The sequence below is a fragment of the Enterobacter cloacae complex sp. R_G8 genome (genome assembly GCF_024599795.1).
In the GTDB taxonomy this organism is placed as follows: Bacteria; Pseudomonadota; Gammaproteobacteria; order Enterobacterales; family Enterobacteriaceae; genus Enterobacter; species Enterobacter dissolvens.
On the sequence record NZ_CP102246.1, the window covers coordinates 314,354 to 337,021 of the forward strand.

16 protein-coding genes, 4 tRNA genes, 3 rRNA genes and 1 riboswitch are annotated in these 22,668 nt (G+C 54.4%); of the genes, 18 read left to right on the forward strand and 5 right to left on the reverse strand.

What is annotated here, in order from left to right:
* Window positions 1–28 precede the first annotated feature (28 nt).
* Window positions 29–1,129, reverse strand: a complete 1,101-nt coding sequence (gene trmA / locus NQ842_RS01505) for a tRNA (uridine(54)-C5)-methyltransferase TrmA (protein ID WP_014833739.1) — start codon at window positions 1,127–1,129, stop codon at window positions 29–31.
* 104 nt (window positions 1,130–1,233) lie between these two features.
* Window positions 1,234–1,410, forward strand: a riboswitch (cobalamin riboswitch).
* Between the two features lie 65 nt (window positions 1,411–1,475).
* On the opposite strand from trmA, the gene btuB reads away from it, so the two are divergent.
* The 9 genes from btuB to NQ842_RS01550 all read left to right on the forward strand — a co-directional run bounded on the left by btuB (window position 1,476) and on the right by NQ842_RS01550 (window position 9,882).
* A complete protein-coding gene (gene btuB, locus NQ842_RS01510) occupies window positions 1,476–3,314 on the forward strand; it encodes a TonB-dependent vitamin B12 receptor BtuB (RefSeq protein WP_047360293.1) in 1,839 nt (612 codons plus the stop codon).
* Complete coding sequence (murI, locus tag NQ842_RS01515; RefSeq protein WP_050860297.1) at window positions 3,259–4,110, forward strand: glutamate racemase; 852 nt, start codon at window positions 3,259–3,261, stop codon at window positions 4,108–4,110. Before btuB ends, murI begins: the two co-directional genes overlap by 56 nt.
* 384 nt (window positions 4,111–4,494) lie before the next feature.
* Window positions 4,495–6,034: ribosomal RNA gene (locus NQ842_RS01520) — 16S ribosomal RNA — on the forward strand.
* A 69-nt stretch (window positions 6,035–6,103) separates the two neighbouring features.
* Window positions 6,104–6,180, forward strand: a tRNA-Ile gene (locus NQ842_RS01525).
* A gap of 106 nt (window positions 6,181–6,286) precedes the next feature.
* A tRNA-Ala gene (locus tag NQ842_RS01530) sits at window positions 6,287–6,362 on the forward strand.
* A gap of 170 nt (window positions 6,363–6,532) precedes the next feature.
* Window positions 6,533–9,437: ribosomal RNA gene (locus NQ842_RS01535) — 23S ribosomal RNA — on the forward strand.
* Between the two features lie 69 nt (window positions 9,438–9,506).
* Window positions 9,507–9,622 (forward strand): 5S ribosomal RNA (rrf, locus tag NQ842_RS01540).
* The 16S, 23S and 5S rRNA genes sit together here with 4 tRNA genes alongside, the layout of an rRNA operon.
* A 55-nt stretch (window positions 9,623–9,677) precedes the next feature.
* Window positions 9,678–9,754 (forward strand) — tRNA-Asp (locus NQ842_RS01545).
* 52 nt (window positions 9,755–9,806) lie between these two features.
* Window positions 9,807–9,882, forward strand: a tRNA-Trp gene (locus NQ842_RS01550).
* 99 nt (window positions 9,883–9,981) lie between these two features.
* Here the strand turns inward: NQ842_RS01550 and hdfR are convergent.
* A complete protein-coding gene (gene hdfR / locus NQ842_RS01555; protein ID WP_014833736.1) occupies window positions 9,982–10,803 on the reverse strand; it encodes an HTH-type transcriptional regulator HdfR in 822 nt (273 codons plus the stop codon).
* Between the two features lie 118 nt (window positions 10,804–10,921).
* Here hdfR and NQ842_RS01560 point away from each other — a divergent pair, with 118 nt between their 5' ends.
* Window positions 10,922–11,260, forward strand: coding sequence for a DUF413 domain-containing protein (locus NQ842_RS01560; protein WP_013099290.1), 339 nt, complete (start codon window positions 10,922–10,924; stop codon window positions 11,258–11,260).
* A 32-nt stretch (window positions 11,261–11,292) separates the two neighbouring features.
* Here the strand turns inward: NQ842_RS01560 and NQ842_RS01565 are convergent, their stop codons facing one another.
* Entirely contained in the window at window positions 11,293–12,813 is a 1,521-nt protein-coding gene (locus NQ842_RS01565; RefSeq protein ID WP_257256439.1) for a YifB family Mg chelatase-like AAA ATPase, read from the reverse strand.
* Between the two features lie 341 nt (window positions 12,814–13,154).
* Between NQ842_RS01565 and ilvL the strand changes: the two genes are divergently transcribed.
* The 7 genes from ilvL (at window position 13,155) to ilvA (ending at window position 19,705) form a co-directional block, all read left to right on the forward strand.
* Entirely contained in the window at window positions 13,155–13,253 is a 99-nt protein-coding gene (ilvL, locus tag NQ842_RS01570; RefSeq protein WP_001311244.1) for an ilv operon leader peptide, read from the forward strand.
* Between the two features lie 86 nt (window positions 13,254–13,339).
* On the forward strand, window positions 13,340–13,390 hold the full coding sequence (ilvX, locus tag NQ842_RS01575; protein WP_102046757.1) for a peptide IlvX: 51 nt from the start codon (window positions 13,340–13,342) through the stop codon (window positions 13,388–13,390).
* Between the two features lie 2 nt (window positions 13,391–13,392).
* Entirely contained in the window at window positions 13,393–15,039 is a 1,647-nt protein-coding gene (gene ilvG, locus NQ842_RS01580; protein ID WP_257256440.1) for an acetolactate synthase 2 catalytic subunit, read from the forward strand.
* Window positions 15,036–15,299, forward strand: coding sequence for an acetolactate synthase 2 small subunit (gene ilvM / locus NQ842_RS01585; RefSeq protein WP_003860184.1), 264 nt, complete (start codon window positions 15,036–15,038; stop codon window positions 15,297–15,299). Before ilvG ends, ilvM begins: the two co-directional genes overlap by 4 nt.
* Window positions 15,300–15,317: 18 nt before the next feature.
* Window positions 15,318–16,247, forward strand: a complete 930-nt coding sequence (ilvE, locus tag NQ842_RS01590) for a branched-chain-amino-acid transaminase (protein ID WP_013099287.1) — start codon at window positions 15,318–15,320, stop codon at window positions 16,245–16,247.
* A gap of 60 nt (window positions 16,248–16,307) precedes the next feature.
* Window positions 16,308–18,158, forward strand: coding sequence for a dihydroxy-acid dehydratase (gene ilvD, locus NQ842_RS01595; RefSeq protein ID WP_063411899.1), 1,851 nt, complete (start codon window positions 16,308–16,310; stop codon window positions 18,156–18,158).
* 2 nt (window positions 18,159–18,160) lie between these two features.
* Complete coding sequence (gene ilvA, locus NQ842_RS01600; protein ID WP_014833732.1) at window positions 18,161–19,705, forward strand: threonine ammonia-lyase, biosynthetic; 1,545 nt, start codon at window positions 18,161–18,163, stop codon at window positions 19,703–19,705.
* Between the two features lie 45 nt (window positions 19,706–19,750).
* On the opposite strand, the gene ilvY is transcribed toward ilvA, so the two are convergent.
* A complete protein-coding gene (ilvY, locus tag NQ842_RS01605; protein ID WP_046889426.1) occupies window positions 19,751–20,641 on the reverse strand; it encodes an HTH-type transcriptional activator IlvY in 891 nt (296 codons plus the stop codon).
* 152 nt (window positions 20,642–20,793) lie between these two features.
* On the opposite strand from ilvY, the gene ilvC reads away from it, so the two are divergent.
* Window positions 20,794–22,269 (forward strand): ketol-acid reductoisomerase, encoded by a 1,476-nt coding sequence (gene ilvC / locus NQ842_RS01610; RefSeq protein WP_008501571.1) that lies wholly within the window; start codon window positions 20,794–20,796, stop codon window positions 22,267–22,269.
* Window positions 22,270–22,354: 85 nt separating this feature from the next.
* Here ilvC and ppiC read toward each other — a convergent pair whose 3' ends face one another.
* Window positions 22,355–22,636 carry a peptidylprolyl isomerase PpiC gene (gene ppiC, locus NQ842_RS01615; protein WP_008501570.1) on the reverse strand — a complete coding sequence of 94 codons (282 nt, stop codon included), beginning with the start codon at window positions 22,634–22,636 and terminating at the stop codon, window positions 22,355–22,357.
* Between the last annotated feature and the right edge of the window lie 32 nt (window positions 22,637–22,668).

Sequence of the window (22,668 nt, forward strand, 5' to 3'; positions counted from 1 at the left end):
GATAAGCGAAACGCCATCCGGCACAACATTACCGTGCGGTAAGTAAGACGCCACACTCCATATGGTGGGTATACGGGAACTGATCGAACAGCGCCAGACGTTCAACCTTGTGCGTCTGGCTTAATGTTTCCAGGTTCTTGCACAGCGTTTCCGGGTTACAGGAAATGTACAAAATACGCGGGTATGCCTGCACCATCTTCTCGGTTTCGCTGTCCAGGCCGCTGCGCGGCGGATCGACAAAAATCGTCTCGCACTGATAGCTCTTCAGATCGATCCCCTCAAGACGGTTAAACTCGCGCACACCGTTCATGGCCTGCGTAAACTCTTCTGCTGCCATACGAATAATCTGCACGTTGTCGATATGGTTGGCGGCAATGTTGTACTGCGCGGCCGCAACGGACGGTTTGGCAATTTCCGTCGCCAGTACGCGCTCGAAATTGCGCGCCAGTGCCAGCGAGAAGTTGCCATTCCCACAGTACAGCTCAAGCAGATCGCCCTTTGACCCTTCGGTCGCTTTCAGCGCCCACTCCAGCATTTGCACGTTCATCGCCGCGTTAGGTTGGGTGAAGCTGTTCTCTACCTGACGGTAAACCATCTCTTTTCCTGCCACCGACAGGCGCTCATCGATGTAATCCTGATCCAGCATGATTTTGGTTTTTGTCGCGCGGCCAATCAGGTGAACGTTGATGTTTTGCGCCCGCAGCGCATCGCGCAGCGCTTCTGCCTGCTCGCGCCACTCGTCATTAAGCGCCTTGTGGTACAGCAGAGAGACAATGGCCTGATTGCTTTGGGTGGTCAGGTAATCAATCTGGAACAGCTTGTGGCGCAGCACAGGATTGTTGCGGACTCCTTCAATCATTAACGTCATGAGCTGGTTAATCAACTCACTCGCTGCCGGGAAGCTGTCTACCCGAATACGCGATTTGGTCTGCTGATCGAAAATGATGTGGTACAGGTCGTCGCCATCGTGCCAGATGCGGAACTCAGCGCGCATACGGTAGTGGCTGACGGGCGAACGGAACACCTCAGGAACGGGCGCGTTGAACGGCGTCATCATACTTTGCAGGCGGACAACTTTCTCTGCCAGCTGTGCGTCGTACTGTTCTGTCGGGAGGTGTTCGGGGGTCATGATGCGTCCTGAGTGATAAAGAATTACGCGGGGATTGTAGGGATTGTGCAGTGGATGTCCAGATTTAATGGCTAATAGCTATCTGGACATCTATACGTGTCTAATTGTAGCATTCTGTTTCCGGTCTCCTGAGAGTGAAAAGGGAATCCAGTGCAAATCTGGAGCTGACGCGCAGCGGTAAAGACTGGCGGGATGAGAGTTGTAGACACTGTGAAAATGGGAAGTCTTCATCCGTATAACGCCACCTAGCCCGAAGACCTGCCGGGATCACGTCGCATTTGGTTTCATCATCGCGTGCTATAGATGAGGCCTGCGGCATCCTTCTTATATTGTGGATGCTTTAACAATGATTAAAAAAGTATCGCTGTTGACGGCGTTGTCCGTCACGGCATTTTCGGGCTGGGCGCAGGATAGCGCTGACTCGTTGGTGGTGACAGCAAATCGTTTTGAACAACCTCTTAATACCGTTCTGGCGCCCACGTCTGTGGTCACGCGTGATGATATTGAACGCTGGCAATCCACGACCGTTATCGACGTTATGCGCCGCCTGCCGGGTGTGGATACCGCGCAAAACGGCGGAATGGGGCAGTCTTCTTCACTCTTTATTCGTGGCACTAACTCCAGCCATGTTCTTATCCTCGTCGACGGGATCCGCCTTAACCAGGCTGGTGTTACGGGGTCGTCCGACCTCAGCCAGTTCCCTATCGCGCTGGTGCAGCGTATCGAATACATTCGTGGCCCGCGTTCGGCGGTGTATGGCTCCGATGCGATTGGTGGCGTTGTGAACATCATTACCACCCGCGCCAAGGACGGTACGACTCTGAATGCAGGCGTAGGCTCCCATGGTTACCAAAATTATGGCGGCAGTACGCAGCAGACGCTGGGTGACTCCACGCGTGTGACGCTGGCAGGTGATTACACGTATACCAAAGGCTTTGACGTGGTGGCGGACGGCAACAACGGCGGCGTTCCGCAAACCGATCGTGACGGCTACATGAATAAAACGATCTACGGTGCGCTTGAGCATGCGTTCTCCGATCAATGGAGCGGCTTCGTTCGCGGGTATGGCTACAGCAACCGTACTGCCTATGACAATTATTACAATCCAAATGTGCTTGTTGATACCCGTCAGTTATATAGCCAGACCTGGGATGCCGGAGTGCGCTTTAACGACGATATCTTCCATTCGCAGTTGCTTTCCAGTTACAGCCACAGTAAGGACTTTAACTACGATCCGCATCTTGGGCGTTATGACTCCACGGCGACGCTGGATGAAATCAAACAGTACAACGTTCAGTGGACAAACTCTGTGGACGTGGGCCACGGTAATATCGGCGCGGGTATCGACTGGCAGAAGCAGAGTACTGAACCTAACACCAACTACGTGTCGAATGCCTACGACATTCGCAACACGGGCATCTACCTGACCGGGTTGCAGCAGTTTGGTGACGTCACTCTGGAAGGGGCGGTTCGCAGCGACGACAACTCACAGTTTGGTCGCCACGGCACCTGGCAGAGCAGTGCAGGCTGGGAGTTTATTGACGGTTATCGTTTCATTGCCTCTTATGGCACAGCCTATAAAGCACCGAATCAGGGGCAACTCTATGGCTCTTACGGCAATGACCGTCTTGAGCCTGAAGAGAGTAAGCAGTGGGAAGGTGCGTTCGAGGGGCTTACCGCAGGTGTGAACTGGCGTGTGTCGGCTTATCGTAACGATGTTGAGAACCTGATCGACTTCAACAATAACCTAATGGAGTTCTACAACGTCGGCAAGGCACGTATTAAAGGTGTCGAAGCTACTGCCTCGTTTGATACTGGCCCGGTCATGCATACTGTCGGTTATGACTATGTTGATGCCCGCAATGCGGCAACCAACCAGCTGCTGGACCGCCGTGCTAAGCAGCAGGTGAAGTACCAGCTTGATACCCAGATCTATGATTTTGACTGGAGCCTGACTTATCACTACCTGGGTACGCGCTACGATACCGACTTCGGTACCTGGCCGAGTCAGAAGGTCAAAATGGGCGGGGTAAGCCTGTGGGATGTCGCAGTTTCATATCCTGTCACCTCTCACCTTACAGTTCGTGGTAAAATAGCCAACCTGTTCGATAAAGATTACGAGACAGTTTATGGCTACCAAACTGCAGGACGGGAATACACCTTGTCTGGCAGCTACACCTTCTAATCCGCGTCCCACCGTGCTGGTATTTGATTCCGGCGTCGGTGGGCTTTCGGTCTATGATGAGATTCGGCATCTCCTGCCGGATCTCCATTATATCTACGCCTTCGATAACGTCGCTTTCCCTTATGGGGAGAAGAGTGAGGATTTTATTGTTGAGCGTGTCGTTGAAATCGTCACCGCGGTACAGCAGCGTTATCCCCTGGCGCTGGCGGTCATCGCCTGTAATACCGCAAGCACGGTATCGCTGCCAGCCTTGCGCGCAAAATTTCAGTTCCCGGTTGTGGGTGTCGTTCCTGCTATAAAGCCAGCTGCGCGTCTGACGGCGAATGGCATTGTGGGTCTGCTGGCAACACGCGGCACGGTGAAGCGCCCTTATACGCGTGAACTTATCGACCGTTTTGCCAATGAATGCCAGATCGCGATGCTCGGTTCAGCAGAGCTGGTGGAGATGGCTGAAGCGAAGCTGCATGGCAAGACGGTGCCACTTGAGGAGCTGCGTCGTATTCTTCGCCCGTGGCTGCGTATGCCGGAACCTCCGGATACCGTCGTACTGGGCTGCACTCACTTCCCGCTCTTACAGGAAGAATTGTTAAAAGTACTGCCGGAGGGGACGCGTCTGGTGGATTCCGGTGCGGCTATTGCCCGTCGTACTGCCTGGCTGCTGGAACATGAAGCGCCGGATGCCAAATCTGCCGATGCGAATATCGCTTTTTGTATGGCATTAACAACAGAGACTGAGCAACTTTTACCCGTTCTGCGCCGTTATGGCTTTGAAACGCTCGAAAAACTCGCGCTGTAGCACGGTTTTGAGCAAAAAAGAGACGGTTGAACGTTTTTTTTTAAAGAGGGGTTGTCAACGTCTGAGAACTCCCTATAATGCGCCTCCACTGACACGGAACAACGGCTTGCAAGCCGCCGGGTTAGCGGGGTTCAGAGATGAATGCCGACAGAGAAAAGTGAAAATAATCACTTGACTCTGAATGAGGAAAACGTATTATACGGGACCTCGCAACGGTGAGCGAAAGCCGCGTTGCACTGCTCTTTAACAATTTATCAGACAATCTGTGTGGGCACTCAAAGTGACATGGATTCTTAATGTCCTCGGACACTAAATGAATACCAAGTCTCAACGAGTGAACACGTAATTCATTACGAAGTTTAATTCATTGAGCATCAAACTTTTAAATTGAAGAGTTTGATCATGGCTCAGATTGAACGCTGGCGGCAGGCCTAACACATGCAAGTCGAACGGTAGCACAGAGAGCTTGCTCTCGGGTGACGAGTGGCGGACGGGTGAGTAATGTCTGGGAAACTGCCTGATGGAGGGGGATAACTACTGGAAACGGTAGCTAATACCGCATAACGTCGCAAGACCAAAGAGGGGGACCTTCGGGCCTCTTGCCATCAGATGTGCCCAGATGGGATTAGCTAGTAGGTGGGGTAACGGCTCACCTAGGCGACGATCCCTAGCTGGTCTGAGAGGATGACCAGCCACACTGGAACTGAGACACGGTCCAGACTCCTACGGGAGGCAGCAGTGGGGAATATTGCACAATGGGCGCAAGCCTGATGCAGCCATGCCGCGTGTATGAAGAAGGCCTTCGGGTTGTAAAGTACTTTCAGCGGGGAGGAAGGTGTTGTGGTTAATAACCGCAGCAATTGACGTTACCCGCAGAAGAAGCACCGGCTAACTCCGTGCCAGCAGCCGCGGTAATACGGAGGGTGCAAGCGTTAATCGGAATTACTGGGCGTAAAGCGCACGCAGGCGGTCTGTCAAGTCGGATGTGAAATCCCCGGGCTCAACCTGGGAACTGCATTCGAAACTGGCAGGCTAGAGTCTTGTAGAGGGGGGTAGAATTCCAGGTGTAGCGGTGAAATGCGTAGAGATCTGGAGGAATACCGGTGGCGAAGGCGGCCCCCTGGACAAAGACTGACGCTCAGGTGCGAAAGCGTGGGGAGCAAACAGGATTAGATACCCTGGTAGTCCACGCCGTAAACGATGTCGATTTGGAGGTTGTGCCCTTGAGGCGTGGCTTCCGGAGCTAACGCGTTAAATCGACCGCCTGGGGAGTACGGCCGCAAGGTTAAAACTCAAATGAATTGACGGGGGCCCGCACAAGCGGTGGAGCATGTGGTTTAATTCGATGCAACGCGAAGAACCTTACCTGGTCTTGACATCCACAGAACTTAGCAGAGATGCTTTGGTGCCTTCGGGAACTGTGAGACAGGTGCTGCATGGCTGTCGTCAGCTCGTGTTGTGAAATGTTGGGTTAAGTCCCGCAACGAGCGCAACCCTTATCCTTTGTTGCCAGCGGTTAGGCCGGGAACTCAAAGGAGACTGCCAGTGATAAACTGGAGGAAGGTGGGGATGACGTCAAGTCATCATGGCCCTTACGACCAGGGCTACACACGTGCTACAATGGCGCATACAAAGAGAAGCGACCTCGCGAGAGCAAGCGGACCTCATAAAGTGCGTCGTAGTCCGGATTGGAGTCTGCAACTCGACTCCATGAAGTCGGAATCGCTAGTAATCGTAGATCAGAATGCTACGGTGAATACGTTCCCGGGCCTTGTACACACCGCCCGTCACACCATGGGAGTGGGTTGCAAAAGAAGTAGGTAGCTTAACCTTCGGGAGGGCGCTTACCACTTTGTGATTCATGACTGGGGTGAAGTCGTAACAAGGTAACCGTAGGGGAACCTGCGGTTGGATCACCTCCTTACCTTAAAGAACCTGCCTTTGTAGTGCTCACACAGATTGTCTGATGAAAAACAGCAGTAAAAACCTCTACAGGCTTGTAGCTCAGGTGGTTAGAGCGCACCCCTGATAAGGGTGAGGTCGGTGGTTCAAGTCCACTCAGGCCTACCAAATTTTCCCTGATACTGCGTTGCGGCAACGCTCACATACTGATGTATGCGTCGCGTTACCACGCCTTGTCTCAGGAAGAATTACCGGTACAGAGGTTGCAAACGATGGGGCTATAGCTCAGCTGGGAGAGCGCCTGCTTTGCACGCAGGAGGTCTGCGGTTCGATCCCGCATAGCTCCACCATCTTTTACTGCGAACACAAGAAAACTTCAGAGTGAACCTGAAAAGGTGCACTGCGAAGTTTTGCTCTTTAAAAATCTGGATCAAGCTGAAAATTGAAACGACACACATGTTATGTGTGTTCGAGTCTCTCAAATTTTCGCAATCAGAAGTGAAACATCTTCGGGTTGTGAGGTTAAGCGACTAAGCGTACACGGTGGATGCCCTGGCAGTCAGAGGCGATGAAGGACGTGCTAATCTGCGAAAAGCGCCGGCGAGGTGATATGAACCCTTGACCCGGCGATGTCCGAATGGGGAAACCCAGTGTGATTCGTCACACTATCGTTAACTGAATACATAGGTTAACGAGGCGAACCGGGGGAACTGAAACATCTAAGTACCCCGAGGAAAAGAAATCAACCGAGATTCCCCCAGTAGCGGCGAGCGAACGGGGAGCAGCCCAGAGTCTGAATCAGCTTGTGTGTTAGTGGAAGCGTCTGGAAAGTCGCACGGTACAGGGTGAAAGTCCCGTACACGAAAATGCACAGGTTGTGAACTCGAAGAGTAGGGCGGGACACGTGGTATCCTGTCTGAATATGGGGGGGACCATCCTCCAAGGCTAAATACTCCTGACTGACCGATAGTGAACCAGTACCGTGAGGGAAAGGCGAAAAGAACCCCGGCGAGGGGAGTGAAAAAGAACCTGAAACCGTGTACGTACAAGCAGTGGGAGCACCTTCGGGTGTGACTGCGTACCTTTTGTATAATGGGTCAGCGACTTATATTCTGTAGCAAGGTTAACCGTATAGGGGAGCCGAAGGGAAACCGAGTCTTAACTGGGCGTTAAGTTGCAGGGTATAGACCCGAAACCCGGTGATCTAGCCATGGGCAGGTTGAAGGTTGGGTAACACTAACTGGAGGACCGAACCGACTAATGTTGAAAAATTAGCGGATGACTTGTGGCTGGGGGTGAAAGGCCAATCAAACCGGGAGATAGCTGGTTCTCCCCGAAAGCTATTTAGGTAGCGCCTCGTGAATTCATCTTCGGGGGTAGAGCACTGTTTCGGCTAGGGGGCCATCCCGGCTTACCAACCCGATGCAAACTACGAATACCGAAGAATGTTATCACGGGAGACACACGGCGGGTGCTAACGTCCGTCGTGAAGAGGGAAACAACCCAGACCGCCAGCTAAGGTCCCAAAGTCATGGTTAAGTGGGAAACGATGTGGGAAGGCCCAGACAGCCAGGATGTTGGCTTAGAAGCAGCCATCATTTAAAGAAAGCGTAATAGCTCACTGGTCGAGTCGGCCTGCGCGGAAGATGTAACGGGGCTAAACCATGCACCGAAGCTGCGGCAGCGACACTATGTGTTGTTGGGTAGGGGAGCGTTCTGTAAGCCGTTGAAGGTGGCCTGTGAGGGTTGCTGGAGGTATCAGAAGTGCGAATGCTGACATAAGTAACGATAAAGCGGGTGAAAAGCCCGCTCGCCGGAAGACCAAGGGTTCCTGTCCAACGTTAATCGGGGCAGGGTGAGTCGACCCCTAAGGCGAGGCCGAAAGGCGTAGTCGATGGGAAACAGGTTAATATTCCTGTACTTGGTGTTACTGCGAAGGGGGGACGGAGAAGGCTATGTTAGCCGGGCGACGGTTGTCCCGGTTTAAGCATGTAGGCGGAGGTTCCAGGTAAATCCGGTACCTTTTTAACGCTGAGGTGTGATGACGAGGCACTACGGTGCTGAAGTAACAAATGCCCTGCTTCCAGGAAAAGCCTCTAAGCATCAGGTAACACGAAATCGTACCCCAAACCGACACAGGTGGTCAGGTAGAGAATACCAAGGCGCTTGAGAGAACTCGGGTGAAGGAACTAGGCAAAATGGTGCCGTAACTTCGGGAGAAGGCACGCTGATATGTAGGTGAAGCCCCTGCGGGTGGAGCTGAAATCAGTCGAAGATACCAGCTGGCTGCAACTGTTTATTAAAAACACAGCACTGTGCAAACACGAAAGTGGACGTATACGGTGTGACGCCTGCCCGGTGCCGGAAGGTTAATTGATGGGGTTAGCGGTAACGCGAAGCTCTTGATCGAAGCCCCGGTAAACGGCGGCCGTAACTATAACGGTCCTAAGGTAGCGAAATTCCTTGTCGGGTAAGTTCCGACCTGCACGAATGGCGTAATGATGGCCAGGCTGTCTCCACCCGAGACTCAGTGAAATTGAACTCGCTGTGAAGATGCAGTGTACCCGCGGCAAGACGGAAAGACCCCGTGAACCTTTACTATAGCTTGACACTGAACACTGGTCCTTGATGTGTAGGATAGGTGGGAGGCTTTGAAGCGTGGACGCCAGTCTGCGTGGAGCCAACCTTGAAATACCACCCTTTAATGGCTGGTGTTCTAACGTAGACCCGTGATCCGGGTTGCGGACAGTGTCTGGTGGGTAGTTTGACTGGGGCGGTCTCCTCCCAAAGAGTAACGGAGGAGCACGAAGGTTAGCTAATCCTGGTCGGACATCAGGAGGTTAGTGCAATGGCATAAGCTAGCTTGACTGCGAGAGTGACGGCTCGAGCAGGTGCGAAAGCAGGTCATAGTGATCCGGTGGTTCTGAATGGAAGGGCCATCGCTCAACGGATAAAAGGTACTCCGGGGATAACAGGCTGATACCGCCCAAGAGTTCATATCGACGGCGGTGTTTGGCACCTCGATGTCGGCTCATCACATCCTGGGGCTGAAGTAGGTCCCAAGGGTATGGCTGTTCGCCATTTAAAGTGGTACGCGAGCTGGGTTTAGAACGTCGTGAGACAGTTCGGTCCCTATCTGCCGTGGGCGCTGGAGAATTGAGGGGGGCTGCTCCTAGTACGAGAGGACCGGAGTGGACGCATCACTGGTGTTCGGGTTGTCATGCCAATGGCACTGCCCGGTAGCTAAATGCGGAAGAGATAAGTGCTGAAAGCATCTAAGCACGAAACTTGCCCCGAGATGAGTTCTCCCTGAGACTTAAAGTCTCCTGAAGGAACGTTGAAGACGACGACGTTGATAGGTCGGGTGTGTAAGCGCAGCGATGCGTTGAGCTAACCGATACTAATGAACCGTGAGGCTTAACCTTACAACGCCGAAGCTGTTTCGGCGGACGAGAGACAGAAGATTTTCAGCCTGATACAGATAACAGAATTTGCCTGGCGGCTTTAGCGCGGTGGTCCCACCTGACCCCATGCCGAACTCAGAAGTGAAACGCCGTAGCGCCGATGGTAGTGTGGGGTCTCCCCATGTGAGAGTAGGGAACTGCCAGGCATCAAATTAAGTAGTAAGCCGGTGCGTTAATCCGGTGGTTACAGCAGTCTTCGGTGGAGCGGTAGTTCAGTCGGTTAGAATACCTGCCTGTCACGCAGGGGGTCGCGGGTTCGAGTCCCGTCCGTTCCGCCACTTATAAAGACATTAAGCCTGCCTCGCGGCAGGCTTAATGGTAAAAAACTTTAGGGGCGTAGCTCAGTTGGTAGAGCACCGGTCTCCAAAACCGGGTGTCGCGAGTTCGAGTCTCTCCGCCCCTGCCATATATAATCCTTTGCTTCGGCAAAGGATTTTTTTTACCTGAAAAACGGTAAAAAATACCCCTTCTGAATATGCTGCCTGCATCCCTGCAGGCTTATGCATCAATCGATGATATTGATTTTTAGCAGATCTTTTATCTGTGTTTGCTTGTCACTGTTTTGCAACCAAATCGCATACAGCGGTCTGGAAAGCGTGGTGGAATCCAGCACGGTATGGAGTCCGGATTGACTGTCTGCCCAGCGTACAGGTAACCAGGTGCAACCCTTCAGTAATGCGAGTTGTTGACAGGCGATCTCCGCTGAACTGGTCGTGAGTTGTGGCACATCATCAGGCGCAATCAACCCAGCCTCATGTTGTTGAAAATCCGGCCCCCACTCAAGACGTAAATAACTCAGGTCTGCCTTCATCATCGAAGGGGCAGAAGCATAAAGTGCCAGGCTGAACTGTCCAACAATCTGGCTGCTAAATTCGTCCATCTTGGGAGCTTCAGTCGTGATCAGAAGATCCAGCTGACGTTCGTGGAGTTGCTTAACAAGCGACTGACGTTGCGCAATTCTGGCTTCGAATTGCAAATGGCTGTGCGAATGATATAGCCGGGTAAGCCATTGACTGAGCATGCATTCCCACAATGATGCGCTGGCGCCAATAGAAAACTCATTGTGCCTGGACGTATGAGACACCTCTTTGCGGGCCGCCTGCCAGGTATTCATCAACGTTTCTGCATAGGGAAGCAGTTTCTCGCCGGCTGGCGTCAAACGGATGTTGTTACGGTGGCGGGTAAAAAGATTCACACCTAATTGATTTTCCAGCTGTCGAATACGAAAACTGACTGCTGACTGCGTCAGATAAAGGGCTTCAGCTGCTCGCCCGAAGTGGCGAGTCCTGCTCACTTCAAGGAAAGTTTTTAGCAATTCCGTATCCACATCTTTCTCCACAAAATTATTTGTCGTTATGATTTAAATGTTTTGTTTTACACTCTGTCAAGCGTAACTAATACTCCGCGCCATAAATAGCTCGGCCAAAGAATTAGGAGCGTGTAGGATGGCGGAAAGCTTTACGACGACTAATCGTTTTTTCGACAATAAAAATTATCCACGCGGGTTCTCTCGTCACGGCGATTTCACCATCAAAGAGGCGCAATTGCTTGAGCGTCATGGTTATGCCTTTAACGAGCTGGATCTGGGTAAACGTGAGCCTGCGACTGAAGACGAAAAACAGTTCGTTGCTGTTTGTCGCGGTGAGCGTGAGCCGCAGTCTGAAGCGGAACGTGTATGGATCAAGTACATGGCACGCATCAAGCGTCCAAAGCGTTTCCATACGCTGTCTGGCGGTAAGCCGCAGATGGAAGGTGCGGAAGACTACACCGAGTCTGACGACTAAGTTGATGAGAAAAGGAGCTTCGGCTCCTTTTTTTATGCCAGTAATTTTTGCAGGTGCAGCAACAACCGATCAATGGCGCGATAGCTCAGCGCTTCCTGCAGATGGTGTCTTTCAATCTCTGGGTCTCCTTCCACATCGGCAATGGTGCGAGCCACTTTCAGTAGGCGCTGCCATGCACGGATCGAGAGCCCAAATCGCGTCAATGTCTCCTCAAGCCAGCAGGCATCCTCAGCCTTAAGATGGCAAAACTGCCGAATCTCAGCATTATCCAGACGGGCATTTAGCTTACGTTGACGTGCGTACTGTCGTGCCTGTGAGGCGATGACCCGCTTGCGTACTTCAGCTGTGCTTTCACCACGCACAGTCGTCTGGCTAAGCAAACCGGGAGGAGGTAAAGGGATCTCCAGGGATAAATCAAAACGATCGAGGAAAGGACCCGACAGCTTCCCCAGATAGCGCAGCGTTTGCTCAGGCGTGCAGCGATTATGATTCCCCTGATAATGGCCTGATGGGCTGGGATTCATGGCGGCAACCAGTTGGAATTGTGCCGGGTAGCTTATTTTAGCGCGCGTGCGGGAGATATGGATTTCTCCCGATTCGATGGGTTCCCGCAGCGCATCCAGAACGCGGCGTTCAAACTCAGGCAGCTCATCGAGGAACAGGATGCCACTGTGTGCCAGCGAGATCTCTCCCGGCCCCGGAATGGAGCCACCGCCGACCATGGCCGTCAGGGAGGCACTATGATGTGGAGAGCGAAAAGGCCGACGTCGCCACTGTTTGTGCAACGAGGCAGAACTCACCAGGCTGTATATCGCAGCGCTTTCAAGTGCCTCATGATTATTGAGTGGCGGCAATAACCCGTTCAGCCTGCTCGCCAGCATGGTTTTCCCCGTTCCCGGCGGCCCTATCAGCAACAGGTTATGTCCCCCGGCAGCGGTGATCTCCAGCGCCCGCTTCCCCTGCACCTGCCCGATAATATCGCTGAGGTCATCCGGACTTTCTGGCAGGATATCTTCCGTTTCTTCCGGTTCAGACAGCTCATGTCGGCCTTCAAGGTATGCGCAGACCTCCTGCAAATGCCCCGCGACCAGGCAACCTTTCTCCGCAATCAGGCTCACTTCTGAGGCATTTTCATTGGCTACAATAATTTGTCGACCGGCATGAATGGCTTCCAGCGCACCAGAGATGGCGCCAGGAACGCCTCTTAACGCGCCTGTAAGCGCCAGTTCGCCAATGAACTCGTACGAGCCTAGCCTCGGTGTGTTGAGCTGCTCAGAGGCTGCGAGAAGCGCAATAGCGATAGGTAAATCGTATCGACCGCCCTCTTTGGGCAGATCTGCGGGAGCAAGATTGATCGTGATCTTCTTTGCAGGGAAGGTATAACCGCTATTGATAATTGCGCTGCGTACCCGATCCCTGGCTTCTTTGACCGTGGTTTCTGGCAAGCCGACAAGTGTTAGCCCAGGGAGCCCATTACTCAGATGAACCTCCACAGAAATAAGCGGTGCCTTTACTCCGATAGCCGCGCGCGTATAAACAACTGACAGTGACATAAGCACCTCCTCAGTGAGTCACTATGTCAGTATTGATTTTGCCTGTTGAGCGTCATTTGGCTTATTTACGACGCTCATTCCTGATTTTTAGCGACATACTGTAACTATTTCACTCATTCGGAAGCCATCTCGCAAAGATAAGGACGGAACGCTGCAGAGCGCTAAAACACGCCCAAAAAATGAAAAATATTCACTATCTAATTTCCTTATATAAAACAACGCTTTTCAGGAATATGATTTGCCTGCTAATCAAATCCGTCATAAATAAATCTTGTGTTTGGTTTAATAACTGTGATAACTCTTTAGGTATTCCTTCGAACAAGATGCAAAAAGAACTGAAAATGACAGCCCTTCTACGAGTGATTAGCCTGGTCGTAATTAGCGTGGTGGTGATTATTATCCCACCGTGCGGGGCTGCACTTGGACGAGGAAAGGCTTAGAAATCAAGCCTTAACGAACTAAGACCCCCGCACCGAAAGGTCCGGGGGTTTTTTTATGACTAAAAAACTTAAACGAGGGGCAGAGAATGACAAATAGCACAAAATTCTGTTTCTCCCGATTTATGACGGGGAACTAACTATGAATGGGGCACAGTGGGTAGTACATGCGTTGCGCGCACAGGGAGTCGAAACGGTCTTCGGTTATCCGGGAGGCGCAATTATGCCGATTTACGATGCACTGTATGACGGCGGCGTGGAACACCTGTTGTGCCGACACGAGCAGGGCGCAGCCATGGCGGCCATTGGCTATGCACGTGCCACCGGTAAAACGGGTGTCTGCATGGCAACGTCTGGACCGGGCGCCACAAACCTGATTACCGGTCTGGCTGATGCACTGCTCGACTCTGTTCCCGTTGTCGCAATTACTGGCCAGGTGGCTTCGCCGTTCATCGGTACCGATGCCTTCCAGGAAGTCGATGTGCTCGGCTTGTCGCTGGCCTGCACCAAACACAGTTTCCTCGTGCAGTCCCTCGAAGAACTGCCGGGCGTGATGGCGGAAGCGTTCCGTATTGCCAGCTCTGGCCGTCCTGGCCCGGTTCTGGTGGATATCCCGAAAGACATCCAGGTCGCAGTCGGCGAACTGGAACCGCACTTCTCCACCGTGGAGAGCGACGATGCGTACCCGCATGCGGAAGTCGAAGAAGCGCGTCGGATGCTGGCGCAGGCAACCCAGCCGATGCTGTATGTCGGCGGCGGCGTCGGCATGGCACAGGCGGTTCCGGCCCTGCGCGAGTTTATCGCAGTGACGCAAATGCCAGCCACCTGCACGCTGAAAGGGTTGGGGGCCGTCGATGCTGACTACCCATACTACCTGGGCATGCTGGGGATGCACGGTACCAAAGCGGCAAACCTGGCGGTGCAGGAGTGTGATTTGCTGATTGCCGTCGGTGCCCGTTTTGACGATCGCGTGACCGGCAAGCTGAATACCTTCGCGCCAAACGCCAAAGTTATCCATATGGATATCGACCCGGCGGAGATGAACAAACTGCGTCAGGCGCATGTTGCGCTGCAGGGCGATCTCAACACGCTGCTGCCGGCGTTACAGCAACCTTTGAATATCCGCGAGTGGCGCCAGCACACGGCTGAAATGCGTGCCGGGCACGCCTGGCGTTACGACCATCCGGGTGAGGCCATCTATGCGCCGCTGCTGTTGAAGCAGTTGTCTGACCGTAAACCGGCAGACAGCGTAGTGACGACCGATGTCGGCCAGCACCAGATGTGGTCTGCGCAGCACATGACCTACACCCGCCCGGAAAACTTCATCACCTCCAGCGGATTAGGCACGATGGGCTTCGGTCTGCCTGCCGCGGTGGGTGCTCAGGTTGCGCGCCCGAACGATACGGTCATCTGTATCTCCGGTGACGGCTCCTTCATGATGAACGTTCAGGAGTTGGGCACCGTTAAGCGTAAACAATTGCCGCTGAAGATCGTGTTGCTCGATAACCAGCGTTTAGGGATGGTGCGCCAGTGGCAGCAGCTGTTCTTCGAGGAGCGCTACAGCGAGACCACCCTGACTGACAACCCCGATTTCCTCACTCTGGCCAGCGCCTTTGGCATCCCTGGACAGCACATCACCCGTAAAGACCAGGTTGAAGCGGCACTCGACACCATGCTGTCAAGCGAAGGGCCTTACCTGCTTCATGTCTCAATCGACGAGCTTGAGAACGTCTGGCCGTTGGTACCGCCAGGTGCCAGTAACTCACAAATGCTGGAGAAATTATCATGATGCAACATCAGGTCGCCGTTCAGGCTCGCTTCAATCCAGAAACATTAGAGCGCGTTTTGCGCGTGGTCCGTCATCGTGGCTTTCAGATTTGCTCTATGAATATGGAGACGGCCACTGACGCCCAAAACATCAGCATCGAATTAACCGTTGCCAGTCCGCGCCCGGTCGACTTACTGTTTAGTCAGTTATCAAAGCTGGTAGATGTTGCCCATGTTGCCATCTGTCAGAGCACAACCACATCACAACAAATCCGCGCCTGAGCGTGACAGGAAGAGAAAATGACGACAAAAAAAGCTGATTACATTTGGTTCAATGGTGAGATGGTTCGTTGGGAGGACGCGAAGGTCCACGTGATGTCCCACGCGCTGCACTACGGTACGTCTGTGTTTGAAGGCATCCGTTGCTACGACTCTCACAAAGGGCCAGTGGTGTTCCGTCATCGTGAACACATGCAGCGTTTGCATGACTCAGCCAAAATTTATCGTTTCCCGGTTTCTCAAAGTGTTGATGAACTGATGGAAGCCTGCCGCGAGGTGATTCGTAAGAACAACCTCACCAGCGCTTATATTCGACCGCTGGTGTTCGTGGGGGATGTGGGGATGGGCGTTAACCCGCCAGCCGGTTATACCACTGACGTGATCATTGCTGCGTTCCCGTGGGGGGCGTACCTGGGTGCAGAAGCGCTGGAGCAGGGGATCGACGCAATGGTCTCGTCCTGGAACCGCGTGGCGCCTAACACCATCCCAACTGCGGCCAAGGCGGGCGGGAACTACCTCTCCTCACTGCTGGTTGGCAGCGAAGCGCGCCGCCACGGCTACCAGGAAGGCATCGCGCTGGATGTGAACGGTTATATCTCTGAAGGCGCAGGTGAAAACCTGTTTGAAGTGAAAGATGGCATCCTGTTCACCCCGCCGTTTACCTCTTCAGCCCTGCCGGGAATTACCCGTGACGCCATCATTAAGCTGGCGAAAGATCTGGGTATCGAAGTGCGTGAGCAGGTTCTGTCCCGTGAATCCCTGTATCTGGCCGATGAAGTCTTTATGTCCGGTACTGCGGCTGAGATCACGCCGGTTCGCAGCGTAGATGGTATCCAGGTGGGGGCAGGCCGCTGTGGTCCGGTCACCAAACGTATTCAGCAAGCTTTCTTCGGCCTCTTCACCGGTGAAACAGAAGACAAATACGGCTGGTTGGATCAGGTTAATCAATAAGCATAAATATGGGACGGCACGCACCGTCCCATTTAATAGTCAGACGGGAGTAAATAAAGCATGCCTAAGTATCGTTCCGCCACCACCACTCATGGCCGTAATATGGCCGGTGCCCGCGCACTGTGGCGCGCCACCGGGATGACCGACGCTGATTTCGGTAAACCGATTATCGCCGTGGTGAACTCCTTCACCCAGTTTGTGCCGGGCCATGTGCACCTGCGCGATCTCGGTAAACTGGTTGCCGGGCAAATTGAAGCTGCGGGCGGTGTGGCGAAAGAATTCAACACCATTGCGGTGGATGACGGTATCGCAATGGGGCACGGGGGCATGCTCTATTCACTGCCGTCGCGCGAGCTGATTGCCGACTCGGTGGAATACATGGTTAACGCTCACTGTGCGGATGCCATGGTCTGTATCTCCAACTGCGACAAAATCACCCCGGGGATGCTGATGGCCTCCCTGCGTCTGAACATTCCGGTGATCTTCGTTTCCGGTGGCCCGATGGAAGCGGGTAAAACCAAGCTTTCTGACAAAATCATCAAGCTCGACCTCGTCGATGCGATGATTCAGGGGGCGGATCCGAAAGTGTCTGATGAGCAGAGTAACCAGGTGGAACGTTCCGCGTGCCCAACCTGCGGCTCCTGTTCCGGGATGTTCACCGCCAACTCCATGAACTGCCTGACCGAGGCGCTGGGCCTCTCTCAGCCGGGCAACGGCTCGCTGCTGGCGACGCACGCTGACCGTAAAGCGTTGTTCCTCAACGCCGGTAAGCGCATTGTTGAGCTGACCAAACGTTACTACGAGCAGGACGATGCCAGCGCGCTGCCGCGCAACATCGCCAGTAAGGCGGCGTTCGAAAACGCCATGACGCTGGATATCGCCATGGGCGGTTCTACCAATACCGTGCTGCACCTGCTGGCCGCCGCGCAGGAAGCCGAAATCGACTTCACCATGAGTGATATCGATAAGCTGTCCCGCAAAGTGCCACAGCTGTGTAAAGTCGCGCCAAGTACCCAGAAATATCACATGGAAGACGTCCACCGCGCGGGTGGCGTCATCGGTATTCTCGGCGAGCTGGATCGCGCCGGGCTGCTGAACCGCGATGTGAAGAACGTTCTCGGTCTGACGTTGCCGCAGACGCTGGATAAATATGACGTGATGCTGACCCAGGACGAGGCAGTGAAAAATATGTTCCGTGCGGGTCCCGCCGGTATTCGTACCACGCAGGCCTTCTCGCAGGATTGTCGCTGGGACACCCTGGATGATGACCGTGCCGAAGGGTGCATCCGTTCGCTGGAGCACGCCTACAGCAAAGACGGCGGTCTGGCTGTGCTGTACGGCAACTTTGCGGAAAACGGCTGTATCGTAAAAACCGCAGGCGTGGATGACAGCATCCTCAAATTTACCGGCCCGGCCAAAGTTTACGAGAGCCAGGACGAGGCGGTAGACGCCATCCTGGGCGGCAAAGTCGTGGAAGGCGACGTGGTGGTCATCCGTTACGAAGGGCCAAAAGGCGGGCCGGGCATGCAGGAGATGCTCTACCCAACCACCTTCCTGAAATCGATGGGCCTTGGTAAAGCGTGTGCGTTGATCACCGACGGACGTTTCTCCGGCGGAACGTCCGGCCTCTCCATCGGCCACGTATCACCGGAAGCGGCGAGCGGCGGCAATATTGCGATCATCGAAGACGGTGACCTGATTGAAATTGACATTCCGAATCGCGGGATCCAGCTCAAGCTGAGCGATCAGGAGATCGCGGCTCGTCGTGAAGCACAGGAAGCGCGCGGCGATAAAGCCTGGACGCCGAAGGACCGCCAGCGTGAAGTCTCCTTCGCCCTGCGCGCTTACGCGAGCCTGGCGACCAGTGCAGACAAAGGCGCGGTACGCGATAAATCGAAACTTGGGGGCTAATGATGGCCGAGTCACAACCCTTATCCGCCGCCCCAGAGGGGGCGGAATATCTCCGGGCAGTACTACGCGCGCCGGTCTATGAAGCGGTGCAGGTCACCCCGCTGCAGAAAATGGAAAAACTCTCTTCGCGCCTCGACAACGTGATTCTGGTGAAGCGCGAAGACCGTCAGCCGGTGCACAGCTTCAAGCTGCGCGGGGCCTACGCGATGATGGCCGGGTTGACCGACGAGCAAAAAGCACGCGGCGTGATTACCGCGTCGGCGGGCAACCACGCGCAGGGTGTGGCGTTCTCGTCTGCCCGTTTGGGGTTGAAAGCGTTGATCGTGATGCCGGTTGCCACGGCAGATATCAAAGTGGATGCGGTGCGTGGCTTCGGTGGCGAAGTGCTGCTCCACGGCGCTAACTTTGACGAAGCAAAAGCCAAAGCGATCGAGCTGGCGCAGCAGCAGGGCTTTACCTGGGTACCGCCGTTCGATCATCCGATGGTGATTGCAGGACAAGGTACCCTGGCGCTGGAACTGCTGCAGCAGGATGCCCATCTTGACCGTGTATTCGTTCCGGTGGGCGGTGGTGGTTTAGCCGCAGGCGTGGCGGTGCTGATCAAACAGCTGATGCCGCAGATTAAAGTGATTGCCGTGGAAGCGGAAGATTCAGCCTGCCTGAAGGCCGCACTGGATGCGGGTCATCCGGTCGATCTTCCGCGCGTTGGGCTTTTTGCCGAAGGCGTGGCGGTGAAACGTATTGGCGACGAAACCTTCCGCCTGTGCCAGGAGTATCTTGATGACATCGTCACCGTCGACAGCGACGCAATCTGCGCGGCGATGAAAGATCTGTTCGAGGATGTGCGTGCGGTGGCGGAACCGTCCGGCGCGCTGGCGCTGGCAGGAATGAAGAAATATATCGCCCAGCATAATATTCGCGGCGAGCGTCTGGCGCACGTGCTCTCGGGTGCTAACGTCAACTTCCACGGTCTGCGCTACGTTTCTGAGCGCTGCGAGCTGGGGGAGCAGCGTGAGGCCCTGCTGGCGGTGACCATTCCGGAAGAGAAGGGGAGCTTCCTGAAGTTCTGCCAGCTGCTCGGTGGCCGTTCGGTAACGGAGTTCAACTACCGTTTTGCCGATGCGAAAGACGCCTGCATTTTTGTCGGTGTGCGTTTAAGCCGCGGTCTGGAAGAGCGCAAAGAGATCCTCAACCTGCTGCATGAAGGCGGCTACAGCGTGGTCGATCTCTCTGACGATGAGATGGCGAAACTGCACGTGCGTTATATGGTCGGCGGTCGTCCGTCGAAGCCGCTTAAGGAACGTCTCTACAGCTTTGAGTTCCCGGAATCACCGGGCGCGTTGCTGAAGTTCCTGCATACGCTGGGTACGCACTGGAACATCTCCCTGTTCCACTATCGCAGCCATGGCACCGATTACGGTCGCGTGCTGGCAGCGTTTGAGCTGGCCGAGCACGAGCCGGATTTCGAAACGCGCCTGAACGAACTGGGCTATGAGTGCCATGATGAAACCCACAACCCGGCGTTCCGCTTCTTCCTGGCGGGCTAAGGGGAGGTCTGCGTGTAGGTCGGGTAAGCGTAGCGCCACCCGACTTTAATGGTTCGGCAATATCTTCCAGAACGCATCAATAAGCGGCTCATGCAGCCGCTTTTTTTGTGCGCACACGCCAAGCTCGAACGGCGTCTTCTCGTCGCTGCGCTCCAGAATCATCACGCGATTGCGCACCGGTTCCGGGCTGTTTTCCAGCACCACTTCCGGCAGCAGCGCCACGCCGCAGCCAAGCGCCACCATCGAGACCATCGCCTCATGTCCACCCACCGTCGCGTAAATCGACGGATTACTGATTTTCTGACGACGGAACCAGAGTTCGATACGGCGTCGCACCGGCCCCTGATCGGCCATGATAAACGGTACCGTTGACCAGTCCGGCTTTTCCACCGACACCTGATTACGCACCGGGCAGGGTAGCGCCGGGGCGATCAGCACCACCGCCAGGTTCTCCAGCATGGAGAACGCCACCGCGCCCGGCAGGGTTTCTGGTTTCCCGGCAATGGCCAGATCCGCTTCACCGGTCACCACTTTTTCCATGGCGTCGGCGGCATCGCCGGTAGTGAGCTTAATTTCAACCGAAGGATGCTCCGCGCGGAAGCGGTCAAGGATGGGGGGAAGATGGCTATAGGCGGCCGTTACAGAACAGAAAATATGCAGCTCGCCGGACAAAGACGGCCCTTTCTGATCGATGGTATGTCGTAGCTGCTGGTACTGCAGCAACGTCTGCTGAGCAAAGACTCGTAGTTCTTCGCCCGCTTCCGTGAGGGTAACGGTGCGATTATCCCGCACAAACAGGGGCTGGCCGAGGTCTTCTTCAAGGCGCTGGATCTGGCGTGAAAGCGTGGATGGGCTGACATGCATGGCCCGGGCGCTACGGCCAAAATGGCGACTTTCTGCCAGATGCAAAAACATTTTCAGATCGCGTAAATCCACGGATTTCACTCCCCCTTTTTACATTGCAGATATTGCAACGTGATGTTGTGAATATATCAATTTCCGCAATACATTTCCTGCTGTAATGTGGGTACATTCTCGCTGAAACGCGAACCGAACAATAAGACACACAACATCACGAGGTATCACCCATGGCTAACTACTTTAATACACTGAACTTGCGCCAGCAGCTGGCGCAGCTGGGCAAATGCCGCTTCATGGCACGCGATGAATTTGCCGATGGCGCGAGCTACCTTCAGGGTAAAAAAGTGGTCATCGTCGGCTGTGGCGCGCAGGGCCTGAACCAGGGCCTGAACATGCGTGACTCCGGTCTGGATATCTCTTACGCCCTGCGTAAAGAAGCGATTGCTGAAAAACGCGCTTCCTGGCGTAAAGCGACCGAAAACGGTTTCAAAGTGGGTACCTACGAAGAGCTGATCCCGCAGGCGGATCTGGTTGTTAACCTGACGCCAGACAAACAGCACTCTGACGTTGTGCGCTCCGTGCAGCCGCTGATGAAAGACGGCGCTGCGCTGGGTTACTCCCACGGCTTCAACATCGTTGAAGTGGGCGAGCAGATCCGTAAAGACATCACCGTAGTGATGGTGGCACCGAAGTGTCCGGGTACGGAAGTGCGTGAAGAGTACAAGCGTGGCTTCGGCGTGCCGACCCTGATCGCCGTTCACCCGGAAAACGATCCGAAAGGCGAAGGCATGGCGATTGCCAAAGCATGGGCAGCGGCGACCGGCGGCCACCGTGCGGGCGTTCTGGAATCATCCTTCGTAGCTGAAGTGAAATCTGACCTGATGGGCGAGCAGACCATTCTTTGCGGCATGCTGCAGGCCGGTTCACTGCTGTGCTTCGATAAGCTGGTAGAAGAGGGTACCGACCCGGCATACGCAGAAAAACTGATTCAGTTCGGCTGGGAAACCATCACCGAAGCGCTGAAGCAGGGCGGCATCACCCTGATGATGGATCGTCTGTCCAACCCGGCGAAGCTGCGTGCTTACGCGCTGTCTGAACAGCTGAAAACCATCATGGCGCCACTGTTCCAGAAACATATGGACGACATCATCTCCGGCGAGTTCTCGTCCGGTATGATGGCGGACTGGGCGAATGACGATAAAAAACTGCTGACCTGGCGTGAAGAAACCGGTAAAACCGCGTTCGAAACTGCGCCACAGTATGAAGGTAAAATCGGCGAGCAAGAGTACTTCGATAAAGGCGTACTGATGATCGCGATGGTGAAAGCAGGTGTTGAGCTGGCGTTCGAAACCATGGTGGATTCCGGCATCATCGAAGAGTCTGCGTACTACGAATCACTGCACGAGCTGCCGCTGATCGCGAACACCATCGCCCGTAAGCGTCTGTACGAAATGAACGTGGTTATCTCTGATACCGCGGAGTACGGCAACTACCTGTTCTCTTATGCGTGCGTACCGCTGCTGAAAGAGTTCATGACCACCCTGCAGCCGGGCGATCTGGGCAAAGCCATTGCCGAAGGTGCGGTAGACAACGCGCAACTGCGCGATGTGAACGAAGCGATTCGCAGCCACCAGATCGAGAAAGTAGGTCACAAACTGCGTGGCTACATGACCGATATGAAACGTATCGCGGTAGCGGGTTAACACCCTCGTCGGGTGGCGCTTCGCTTACCCGACCTACAAAACGCTAAGACGTAGGCCGGGTAAGGCGCAGCCGCCACCCGGCTTTTTATTTGCGATACAAAACCTTGATCACATGATAACCGAACTGCGTATGCAGTGGGCCAGTCGGCTCCAGTACCGGGCAGGAGAAGACCACTTTGTCGAACGCAGGAACCATCTGACCCTGACGGAATTCACCTAAGTCACCGCCGCGTTTGCCTGACGGGCAAATGGAGTGCTTCTTCGCCAGCTTGCCGAAGTCGGCGCCGTTTTTGATCTGCTCCAGAAGATCCAGAGCCAGTTTCTCTTCTTTAACAAGGATATGCAGTGCTGCTGCTGTTTTTGCCATGATCGTGCCTTGAGTGGTATGGATTAGGCTCG

What these genes read in the sequence shown, in the direction of transcription:
- ilvL (WP_001311244.1), top strand. Translation starts at nt 13,155, where the DNA reads ATGACAGCCCTTCTACGAGTGATTAGCCTGGTCGTAATTAGCGTGGTG.
- ilvA (WP_014833732.1), top strand. Translation starts at nt 18,161, where the DNA reads ATGGCCGAGTCACAACCCTTATCCGCCGCCCCAGAGGGGGCGGAATAT.
- ilvD (WP_063411899.1), top strand. Translation starts at nt 16,308, where the DNA reads ATGCCTAAGTATCGTTCCGCCACCACCACTCATGGCCGTAATATGGCC.
- ppiC (WP_008501570.1), bottom strand. Translation starts at nt 22,636, where the DNA reads ATGGCAAAAACAGCAGCAGCACTGCATATCCTTGTTAAAGAAGAGAAA.
- trmA (WP_014833739.1), bottom strand. Translation starts at nt 1,129, where the DNA reads ATGACCCCCGAACACCTCCCGACAGAACAGTACGACGCACAGCTGGCA.
- ilvG (WP_257256440.1), top strand. Translation starts at nt 13,393, where the DNA reads ATGAATGGGGCACAGTGGGTAGTACATGCGTTGCGCGCACAGGGAGTC.
- NQ842_RS01565 (WP_257256439.1), bottom strand. Translation starts at nt 12,813, where the DNA reads ATGTCACTGTCAGTTGTTTATACGCGCGCGGCTATCGGAGTAAAGGCA.
- btuB (WP_047360293.1), top strand. Translation starts at nt 1,476, where the DNA reads ATGATTAAAAAAGTATCGCTGTTGACGGCGTTGTCCGTCACGGCATTT.
- ilvE (WP_013099287.1), top strand. Translation starts at nt 15,318, where the DNA reads ATGACGACAAAAAAAGCTGATTACATTTGGTTCAATGGTGAGATGGTT.
- ilvM (WP_003860184.1), top strand. Translation starts at nt 15,036, where the DNA reads ATGATGCAACATCAGGTCGCCGTTCAGGCTCGCTTCAATCCAGAAACA.
- NQ842_RS01560 (WP_013099290.1), top strand. Translation starts at nt 10,922, where the DNA reads ATGGCGGAAAGCTTTACGACGACTAATCGTTTTTTCGACAATAAAAAT.
- ilvC (WP_008501571.1), top strand. Translation starts at nt 20,794, where the DNA reads ATGGCTAACTACTTTAATACACTGAACTTGCGCCAGCAGCTGGCGCAG.
- murI (WP_050860297.1), top strand. Translation starts at nt 3,259, where the DNA reads ATGGCTACCAAACTGCAGGACGGGAATACACCTTGTCTGGCAGCTACA.